Consider the following 5,799-nt stretch of genomic DNA (forward strand, 5'->3'; position numbering starts at 1 on the left):
GGCGGCGGGCGGGCCGGTCGTGGTGGCGTCGGCGGCAGCGCTGCCGGTGCTGGGCGCCGACGGCGCGTCGGGCGGCGCGGGCGCGACGGGCGTGGCGTCGATTTCGTTCGACATCCCGTTGCGCGACGCGCGTGACGCGTTCGAGCGCGCCTACTTCGAGTATCACCTCGCGCGCGAGAACGGCAGCATGACGCGCGTGGCCGAGAAAACCGGCCTCGAGCGCACGCACCTGTATCGCAAGCTCAAGCAGCTCGGCGTGGACCTCGGCAAGAGCAAGGGCGAGTAAGCCAATTTTTTTGCGGAAGCTCTTGCGAAGTCCTGCCAGTGTCGCTATAATTCTTCTTCTTCGTTGGCCCGGTAGCTCAGTTGGTAGAGCAGCGGATTGAAAATCCGCGTGTCGATGGTTCGATTCCGTCCCAGGCCACCAGAATGCAGCCCCAGGAGATCGCACGATTCCTGGGGCTTTTTCGTTGGGCCCGCCTGTGCGTCGAACACAGCGGATGGGATATCAGCGGTATAAAGTAGCGCCGATATTCGCCAAAATACAGCGGCCTATACTGCATTGGCCTGCGCGGGGGAAAGACCTGCGCGGGTCCGCACGGCGGGTTTTCAAGGCTTGCGACCGCGCGGAACCTCTTGATACGGAGTTTCACGGTGACTCGAACAGAACCCAGGAACGGCGCGCTCGTGCTGTTTTCCGGCGGCCAGGACTCGGCTACGTGCCTTGCCTGGGCGCTCGACCGCTACGACACTGTCGAGACGCTCGGCTTCGATTATGGCCAGCGTCATCGAGTCGAACTGGAATGCCGTGACGGCTTTCGCGAGGCCATCGCGCGCACGTTTCCCGAGTGGGGCGAGCGTCTGGGCGACGATCACATGATCGATCTCTCGGTGCTCGGTTCGATCAGCGACACGGCCATGACGCGCGAAATCGAGATCGAAACGGCGTCTAACGGCTTGCCGAACACCTTCGTGCCGGGCCGCAACCTGATGTTCATGCAGATCGCCGCGGCGATCGCTTACCGGCGCGGGCTCAAGTTTCTCGTGGGCGGCATGTGCGAGACCGACTTCTCGGGCTATCCCGATTGCCGCGACGACACCATGAAGGCGCTGCAAGTCGCGCTTAATCTGGGCATGGAAACCCGCCTCGTGATCGAAACGCCGCTCATGTGGCTCGACAAGGCCGACACGTGGCGTCTCGCGCAGCAACTGGGCGGCGAGGAACTGGTCGAACTGGTGCGCGTGGAAACGCACACGTGCTACGTGGGCGAGCGCGCCGAGCTCAACGACTGGGGCTTCGGCTGTGGCGAATGCCCGGCGTGCAAGTTGCGCAAGCGTGGCTACGAAGCGTACCTCGCGGGCGAGCAGGTGACGGAAGCGCCGGTTTGAACCGATGGCGGGCGCGCGCCATGCGCTTTGAAGCGCATGGCGGTATGAGCGGGGTGGCGCACGGGCGGCGCGCCCCGCAGAAAGAAGACAGCAAGACAAACAGCGCCCGAAATAACCCGCTCCCAGCGCGTCGACACGCAGGGGACACGCGCAGTGAACAAGCGCGGTGAACACGATCAGGCAGTAAGCATGACTTACGCAGTAAAGGAAATTTTCTACACGTTGCAGGGCGAAGGCGCGAACGCCGGGCGTCCGGCCGTGTTTTGCCGGTTCGCCGGCTGCAACCTGTGGTCGGGCCGCGAGGAAGACCGTGAAACAGCAGTCTGCCGTTTCTGCGACACCGATTTCGTGGGCACCGACGGCGAGAACGGCGGCAAGTACCGCACGCCCGAGGAACTCGTCGCGATGATCGCGTCGCTTTGGCCCGAAGGCGAAGGCAACCGCTTCGTCGTGTGCACGGGCGGCGAGCCGATGCTGCAGATCGACCAGCCGTTCGTCGACGCGCTGCATGCCGCCGGCTTCGAGATTGCCATCGAAACAAATGGCTCGCTGCCGGTGCTGGAAACCATCGACTGGATCTGCGTGAGCCCGAAGGCCGACGCGCCGCTCGTCGTCACCAAGGGCAACGAGTTGAAGGTCGTGGTCCCGCAGGACAACCAGCGCCTCGCCGACTACGCGAAGCTCGATTTCGAGTATTTTCTCGTCCAGCCGATGGATGGCCCATCGCGCGACCTGAACACGAAGCTTGCGATCGACTGGTGCAAGCGCCATCCGCAGTGGCGCCTGTCGATGCAGACTCACAAGTACCTGAACATCCCCTGATTGGTTAAAAGCGCCGTGCTGACGATCACCCGAAAACTCGAATTCGACGCGGGCCACCGCATTCCCGACCACCGCAGCCAGTGCCGCAACCTGCACGGCCATCGCTACGTGCTGGAAGTCACGCTGCAAGGCGACACCGTCGAAACGGAAGGCGCGCCCGACCGCGGCATGGTGATGGATTTCGCCGACGTGAAGGCGCTCGCGAACCAGCATCTCGTCGATCTGTGGGATCACGCGTTCATCGTCTTCGAAGACGACACGCAGGTGCGCGGTTTTCTCGAAACGCTGCCGGGTCACAAGACGGTCGTGATCGACCGCATTCCGACCGTGGAGAATCTCGCGGCCATCGCGTTCGAGATTCTCGCGAATGTCTACGACGCGCATTACGGCGTGAATCTGCAACTGCAGAAGGTGCGCCTGTACGAGACGCCGAATTGCTGGGCCGAAGTCACGCGCGATTGAGGCTTGGGTTTCGGCCTGTAGAGGCTTGTAACGCGCGGTCTGCATCGAACCCCATCAGGCCGGGTTTTCCGCCCGGTCCGCAAACTTTTGTCGCGGTATGATCGTTCCGGCAAGGCCCGCACCCGCGCGGCCCGACAACACAACGGAGCGAGACATGCCGGCTGCGGCGCTGCCGGGCCGCCAGGCCCGCGCGGGACGCGCGCGTCCCGCAGCTCGCCGGGAGCACGGCAATGAGCACCTTCACCAATCCCCTCAAGGAACGCCTCAAGGAAGCTGAGCCGCTCTACGGCCTGTGGCTTACGATGGGCAGCGAGACCGCCGCCGAGGCGCTCGCGCATGCCGGTTTCGACTGGCTGCTGATCGACATGGAGCATTCGCCCAACGACAGCAGCGACGTCATCGCGCAACTGCGCGCGATCGCGGCGGCCCATCTGCCGACCGAGCCGGTCGTGCGCATTCAGGCCAACGAGCCGTGGCTCGTCAAGCGCGTGCTCGACGCGGGCGTGCGCACGGTGATGTTCCCCAACGTGACCTCGGCCGGCGAAGCCGCCCGTGTGGTGAGCTACACCCAATATCCCGATGTCAATGCGCCGGGCGGCCAGCGCGGCGTCGCGGGCGTGGTGCGCGCGGCGGCGTATGGCATGCGGCGCGATTATCTGCACGGCGCGAACGCGCAAGTCGCCTCGATCATCCAGATCGAGTCGGCGGCCGCGCTCGGCGAGGTCGAGAAAATTGCAGCGGTGCCGGGCGTCGATTGTCTCTTCGTCGGGCCTGCCGATCTTGCCGCGAGCCTCGGCCATTTGGGCGATTCGAAGCATCCCGACGTTGCTGCCGCGATGACACGCATCATTGCCGCGGCGCGTGCGGCGGGCGTGGGGGCGGGCATCTTTGCAATGGATGCCACGCAGGCGAAGCAGTATCGCGAGATGGGTTTCAACTTCGTCGCGCTGGCCGCCGATGTCATCTGGCTCGTCCGCGCGACGCGCCAGGCGCTCCAGGAGGCGCGGTCATGAGGCGTCCAAAAGCGTTGCTCGCGCGGTTTGTCCGTGTGGCGGCGGCTTGCGTCGCTGGTGCGGCAATTGGCGCAAGCGGCCAGGCAGTGGCGGCCGGCGCCGCAGGGGCAGCCGGCGCGAGCGCAGGTGCGAGTGCGGGTAAAAGCGCAGGTGCAAGCGCGCCCGCCACGACACCCGTTGCAGGTGCGCAATCCGATCCGCAGACGGCCAACGCCGTGGCCGACTACAACGCAGGCAATCTCACGGGCGCGCGCGCCGAATTCGAGGCTGCCGCCGAGCGCGGCAACCGGCTCGCCGAGTTCAACTACGCGATGATGCTGATCAACGGCGAGGGCGGCGCCGCCGACGTAGGCGAGGGCCGCAAGTGGCTGCGCAAGGCCGCCGACGCGAACATGTCCCATGCGCAGTACGTCTACGGCAAGATGTACGATGACGGCGATTTCGTCGATCGCGATCCGGCGCAGGCGCATCAGTGGTTCCTGAAGGCCGCCAAGCAGGGCCATGTGCAGGCAGAGCTCGCGCTCGCGAACCAGTTCCTCGACGGGCGCGGCACGTCGCGCGACAACAAGCAGGCGTTCTATTGGTACAAGAAGGCCGCCGAAGGCGGCGACATGACGGCGCAGTACGTGACCGGCTCGTTCTACGAGCGCGGCGGCGACGGCGTGCCGAAGAACCTGAATGTCGCGCGCGCCTACTATGCGGCGGCGGCCGCGCAGGGCGACCCCGTTGCGCGGCTCAAGTATCAGCAGTTGAGCACGCAACTAATGAAGGCGGCGCCGCAATAAGTCGACGGGCACGCCGCTTCGTGTTCCGGAGCGGCGTGGAAAGGGCTGCGCCCTAGCTCTGCATGAGCCGCTTTTGCCGCCCGACGCTCATGATCAGCCCGATGGCGACGCCAAGCGTCGTGAGCGCGGTGCCGCCGTAGCTCATGAACGGCAGCGGCACGCCCACCACGGGCAGGATGCCGCTCACCATGCCGATATTCACGAACGCGTAGGTGAAGAACGCCATCGTGAGCGAGCCGGCCAATAATCGCCCGAATAGCGTCGCACCGTTGGCGGCGATATAGAGTCCGCGTGCGATCAGGCACATGTAGAGCGTGAGCAGCACGATCCCGCCCGCCATGCCGAACTCCTCCGAGAACACCGCGAAGATGAAGTCGGTGTGCTTCTCGGGAATGAACTCCAGATGCGACTGCGTGCCCTTGAGCCAGCCCTTGCCGAGCGGGCCGCCCGAGCCGATCGCGATCACCGCCTGAATCGTGTGGAAGCCTTTGCCGAGTGGGTCGGAAGTCGGATCGAGCAGCGTGCAGATGCGGTGCTTCTGGTAATCGTGCAGCAGCGGCCAGTTCACCTGCGGCTGGCAGATCTTGTCCTGGAACGCCGCGATCGATGCCACGGCGATCACGCCCGCAATGAGCACCGGCACGATCAGCTTGAACGAGAGCCCCGCGAAATAGATCACGAAGAAACCCGATGCGAACACGAGCACGGCGGTGCCGAGGTCCGGCTGCTTGGCGATCAGTCCCACCGGCACGAGCAGGATCACGAAGCCGACCAGGAAGTCGTACCAGCGCATCACGCCTTCGCGGCGCTGGTAGTACCACGCGAGCATGAGCGGAGTGGCGATCTTGAGGATTTCGGACGGCTGAATCACGACACCCACGTTGATCCAGCGCTTCGCGCCCTTGCGGGTGAGGCCGAATAGCGCGACCGCAATCAGCAAGGCGATGCCGAACGTGTAAACGGGCACCGCGAAGCGCATGAGCGTGGTGGGCGGCACATTGGCGAGCGCCCACATCAGCACGAAGGTAAACATGATGTTGCGCAACTGGTCTTCGACGCGGCCGGGCATGTCGAGGGTGGCGCTGTAGAGCGTGACGATGCCCACGCACAGCAGCAGAAACACCGTGAGCGCGAGCGGTCGATCGAAGCCCAGGAACATCTTGCGCAACGCGTCCAGCACGGCGCGCTTGTCGATCTTTTCGAACTGGAAGAAAGGCATGGGAACTCCTTACTCGTCGATGCCGCCCGTGGCGGGCTTGGGCGGCGGCGCGAGCGTGGCCGCGTCGGGCGCGCTGGCGGGGCGGCGCGGGCGATGCGGGCCGGGGCCG

Annotated in this window: 7 protein-coding genes and 1 tRNA gene; 7 read left to right on the forward strand and 1 reads right to left on the reverse strand. The window is 65.1% G+C overall.

Annotated elements, in window-relative coordinates; all coding sequences use genetic code 11:
* The 7 genes from HV773_RS36165 to HV773_RS36195 form a co-directional block, all read left to right on the forward strand.
* Positions 1-286 (forward strand): helix-turn-helix domain-containing protein (locus tag HV773_RS36165; RefSeq protein ID WP_281365338.1); only part of this gene is annotated, 286 nt, incomplete at its 5' end.
* A 65-nt stretch (positions 287-351) separates the two neighbouring features.
* Positions 352-427: transfer RNA gene (locus tag HV773_RS36170), tRNA-Phe, on the forward strand.
* A 227-nt stretch (positions 428-654) separates the two neighbouring features.
* Positions 655-1,389, forward strand: a complete 735-nt coding sequence (queC, locus tag HV773_RS36175; RefSeq protein WP_129560879.1) for a 7-cyano-7-deazaguanine synthase QueC — start codon at positions 655-657, stop codon at positions 1,387-1,389.
* Between the two features lie 189 nt (positions 1,390-1,578).
* Entirely contained in the window at positions 1,579-2,211 is a 633-nt protein-coding gene (gene queE / locus HV773_RS36180; protein WP_129560880.1) for a 7-carboxy-7-deazaguanine synthase, read from the forward strand.
* A gap of 18 nt (positions 2,212-2,229) precedes the next feature.
* On the forward strand, positions 2,230-2,673 hold the full coding sequence (gene queD / locus HV773_RS36185) for a 6-carboxytetrahydropterin synthase QueD (protein ID WP_129563240.1): 444 nt from the start codon (positions 2,230-2,232) through the stop codon (positions 2,671-2,673).
* 230 nt (positions 2,674-2,903) lie between these two features.
* Positions 2,904-3,686, forward strand: a complete 783-nt coding sequence (locus HV773_RS36190; protein WP_129560881.1) for an HpcH/HpaI aldolase family protein — start codon at positions 2,904-2,906, stop codon at positions 3,684-3,686.
* On the forward strand, positions 3,683-4,471 hold the full coding sequence (locus tag HV773_RS36195) for a tetratricopeptide repeat protein (protein WP_227875339.1): 789 nt from the start codon (positions 3,683-3,685) through the stop codon (positions 4,469-4,471). Before HV773_RS36190 ends, HV773_RS36195 begins: the two co-directional genes overlap by 4 nt.
* Before the next feature lie 52 nt (positions 4,472-4,523).
* Here HV773_RS36195 and rodA read toward each other — a convergent pair whose 3' ends face one another.
* Positions 4,524-5,690: a rod shape-determining protein RodA gene (rodA, locus tag HV773_RS36200; RefSeq protein ID WP_129560883.1), complete on the reverse strand. Its 1,167-nt coding sequence runs from the start codon at positions 5,688-5,690 to the stop codon at positions 4,524-4,526.
* Between the last annotated feature and the right edge of the window lie 109 nt (positions 5,691-5,799).

Source organism: Paraburkholderia caffeinitolerans (assembly GCF_902859945.1).
Classification (GTDB): domain Bacteria; phylum Pseudomonadota; class Gammaproteobacteria; order Burkholderiales; family Burkholderiaceae; genus Paraburkholderia; species Paraburkholderia caffeinitolerans.

Excerpts from the sequence above, each read along its gene's own strand:
- queE (WP_129560880.1), top strand. The coding sequence starts at position 1,579 with ATGACTTACGCAGTAAAGGAAATTTTCTACACGTTGCAGGGCGAAGGC.
- HV773_RS36190 (WP_129560881.1), top strand. The coding sequence starts at position 2,904 with ATGAGCACCTTCACCAATCCCCTCAAGGAACGCCTCAAGGAAGCTGAG.
- HV773_RS36195 (WP_227875339.1), top strand. The coding sequence starts at position 3,683 with ATGAGGCGTCCAAAAGCGTTGCTCGCGCGGTTTGTCCGTGTGGCGGCG.
- rodA (WP_129560883.1), bottom strand. The coding sequence starts at position 5,690 with ATGCCTTTCTTCCAGTTCGAAAAGATCGACAAGCGCGCCGTGCTGGAC.